Source organism: bacterium, from assembly GCA_040757115.1.
Lineage (GTDB): Bacteria > UBA9089 > CG2-30-40-21 > CG2-30-40-21 > SBAY01 > JBFLXS01.
In genome coordinates, this window is sequence record JBFLYA010000354.1 from 1 (window position 1) to 2966 (window position 2966).

The window sequence follows — 2966 nt, forward strand, 5'->3', positions numbered from 1 at the left end:
AACCCCAAGACCAATCCCGCAATTCCTATTTTCTTAACTTTTCTCATTTTCATTCACCTCGTATGCAATGAACGCATTGTCTTTTCCAGGGAATCCTTATGACAAGGAACTACTACTAAATGGATATGGTTTGTCATCAAGCAATACGCCCATATCTTTAATCCATGTCTTTCTGAATACACCTTGAGCCATTCAAGATACCTCTTGCGGTCTTCGTCTCCAAAAAATATATCCTCTCTCCTGTTACCTCGTTGGGTTACATGGTAAGGAATGATGAAATAATGACCATCAAAGACCTCTCCTCTTATCTTAAAATCAACAAGAAGACCATCTATAAACTCGCAAAACTTGGTAAATTGCCTGGTGTCAAAATCCGCCGGGACTATTTAAATGTGAGGTTAATAGATTCTACACTCAATGCTTCTTTTTCAAATTCTCTTAATTCAGTTTCCTTAAACACATCCTTCTCAACAAGGTCTACAAATACTACATAAATCCTTGAAAATTCTTTGCCGGGAGTTTTTCTCAAAATTCTACCCATTCTCTGAATCCACTGTCGAACACTGCTTGTTCCAGCAACTATAATACCTGCATTAGCTTCAGGGACATCAAAACCCTCGTCAAGAGCTCGGCAGGAAACAAGCATTTTAATATTTCCCTTTCTATAATTTGAGATATTTTCAAGCCTTTTATCGAAGGGTAAGTGAGCATGATATATTCCTACTTTAAAGTCCCTTTCCTTAAGATATTCATAAATCTTTCCCGCTACCTCAATCCTTTCGTGAAAGATTAATACCCTTTCATCTTTAAGATTTTCATCAGAGATAAGCCATTTCAAAGCCTCAAGTTTTGACCTTGATGTGTGAATTATTCCTTTCCTTACATTCAGCAAAGAAGTATATCGTGCGATTACATTATCCTGCGTTTTCTCATACAGGGAACCCAATTTCTTGAAAAATTCAGAAGGCTTCGTTGCTTTTAATTCAGGATACTTTGAGAATAATATTCTACTTACTTTGCTGATTTGGTCTGTATATTCTTCATATTTGGAATACTCATGCTCTGTGAGCTTTACTTTCATCCTTTTCAATCTGTATGGTGGGATGACACCATCTCTCAAAGCATCATTGTAAGAATAGGAGAAGATTATTTTCCCTAAATTCGGTGCGATTTTTTCTTCAAAACCAAGATCGCCATATCTTTCTGGTGTTGCAGAAAGGCCAAGGGTATAGGAATAATTGACTTCAAAGATTTTGGAATTCTCTTTGCTTCCATAACGGTGGCACTCATCGGCAATTAGGAATGTATCATCATCAGAAAAATAATTTTTGAAATGTTCTGATATATATTCTCTTGCCGAGTTCACGATGTAGAGCAACAAGAGCCGGTCATCAAGGCTCTCTTTCTCATGCCCATAAAATATAGCTATCTTTTCTCTGGGTATATTCAGCTTGTCCATTAAGCTAATTAGCCACTGGTCAAGAAGAGCGGAGGTAGGCACTATTATTATTGTTTTAAGGCCGCCATCTTTGTATGCTGTAGACCTGTAAAGGTCTGAAATTAAGGATAAAGCAAAAACAGTTTTGCCAGCGCCTGTTACGACTCTTACAATTCCCTTCCCGTTATTTTCCCACCACGCTTTTTTTGCTTCTTTTTGCCACCGATAGAGTTCTACAGGAAGCCTAAATGGTGTAGATTGAATAGTCTCTACAGAATAATCTTCTTTTAACTTTTTACATATAGGACATTCTTCATCGTCACAGGTTTTGTCAAAATCCATTATTGATGCAAGACGTTTCAATGAGTCTTCCAAAATAGGATTAAGCGAAGGAGGGATACCTTTACCCTTGGTAAGATACCATCCAGATTTTTCCAGAGCATTTATTAAGGTTTTTTCTATACCAAAAACCTTTGCCCTTCTTGCAAGATGATGTAAATGCCAGCCCTGCCATTGTTCTTTCATGATTGTAAGTTAAGTGGTGCATGAAAATGTTTTAAATCCAGGCGTTTGACCCTGCCTATTACAGGGTATAAATGGAATTCCTCATTCTTATAAACTGCCATTGGTCTCTCGTCGCTTTCCACAACCTTTATATCGCCTTCCATCACAAGTTGAATAATATAACTTCCAGCAACAAGGTGGTTGGCATTATCCTGTAAAATATTTCTTATATATCTTGCTATCTCACCCCTGTTTTCTGCATAATACAACAGACTGTCAAGACCATAAACGGCAAAATCACGAGGGAATCTTTTCCCATTATGCAGGTCTTTGAGAAATTGAATGATACTGATATTTTCTCTGAAAATATCAGGATTACTCTTCTCGATAATATTGAAACCTATATCCATCTTTACCACCTGTCTTTTATTATTTTCATTATGTTAGTATAAGTTTTACCATTTTCAACTTCATTTAAGATTTCAAGAGCCTTAAAGACCCTTGCATTTTTCCACAGACCCTTTTCACTCTCAGAGAGTCCCTTTTCAAATGAGAATAATTTGTCATTTATAAACAGCCAGTAGAGATAATGCACTCTATCAATTATGGAGAGGTTTTCTCTATGTTTGGATTCCAGTATTGTCTTTCGTTCTGATGGTGTCAAAACAAGCAATTGATTGCCCTCTCTTTCCACAAGGCATGAATCAATGACCTCTTTGACTCCAAGACTTCTCATCTTTAAAGCCTTGTTAAGTGCTTCATAAGATACGCTCGTTTTACCAGCAAGATAGAAGAGATAAATTGCAGTTAGGGTATCTGTTTCACCTGCAACCTGATTGAACCTTGTATGCATCAACTGTGAGTCCACAATTTCCCTGATTGAAGAAAGAGCGGAATCAATGGAAACTCTATTCTCTCCTTTATAGACTTCGGGATAATGCTTTGAATAAACCTCAAGGCACTTACCGATGGTTACCACAAAGACATCTTCTGAAGAGAGATTTTTTTTGTGCTTTTCCAGTCT

At 37.1% G+C, this 2966-nt stretch carries 5 protein-coding genes; 1 reads left to right on the plus strand and 4 read right to left on the minus strand.

Annotated features, from left to right (window positions below; translation table 11 throughout):
* Positions 1 to 53: 53 nt before the first annotated feature.
* Positions 54 to 335, minus strand: coding sequence for a transposase (locus AB1422_18505; protein MEW6621292.1), 282 nt, complete (start codon positions 333 to 335; stop codon positions 54 to 56).
* Here AB1422_18505 and AB1422_18510 point away from each other — a divergent pair.
* Positions 261 to 494: a helix-turn-helix domain-containing protein gene (locus AB1422_18510; protein ID MEW6621293.1), complete on the plus strand. Its 234-nt coding sequence runs from the start codon at positions 261 to 263 to the stop codon at positions 492 to 494. The two genes, AB1422_18505 and AB1422_18510, sit on opposite strands and share 75 nt — an antisense overlap.
* On the opposite strand, the gene AB1422_18515 is transcribed toward AB1422_18510, so the two are convergent.
* From AB1422_18515 to AB1422_18525, 3 genes are all read right to left on the minus strand, one after another.
* A complete protein-coding gene (locus AB1422_18515) occupies positions 383 to 1963 on the minus strand; it encodes a DEAD/DEAH box helicase (GenBank protein MEW6621294.1) in 1581 nt (526 codons plus the stop codon). The genes AB1422_18510 and AB1422_18515 overlap by 112 nt on opposite strands.
* Positions 1960 to 2352, minus strand: coding sequence for a hypothetical protein (locus AB1422_18520; GenBank protein MEW6621295.1), 393 nt, complete (start codon positions 2350 to 2352; stop codon positions 1960 to 1962). Before AB1422_18520 ends, AB1422_18515 begins: the two co-directional genes overlap by 4 nt.
* Before the next feature lie 2 nt (positions 2353 to 2354).
* Positions 2355 to 2966: hypothetical protein (locus AB1422_18525; GenBank protein MEW6621296.1), on the minus strand; the 612-nt coding region annotated here is incomplete at its 5' end.

Coding starts and splice junctions, on each gene's coding strand:
- AB1422_18510 (MEW6621293.1), top strand. CDS start 261: ATGGTAAGGAATGATGAAATAATGACCATCAAAGACCTCTCCTCTTAT.
- AB1422_18520 (MEW6621295.1), bottom strand. CDS start 2,352: ATGGATATAGGTTTCAATATTATCGAGAAGAGTAATCCTGATATTTTC.
- AB1422_18515 (MEW6621294.1), bottom strand. CDS start 1,963: ATGAAAGAACAATGGCAGGGCTGGCATTTACATCATCTTGCAAGAAGG.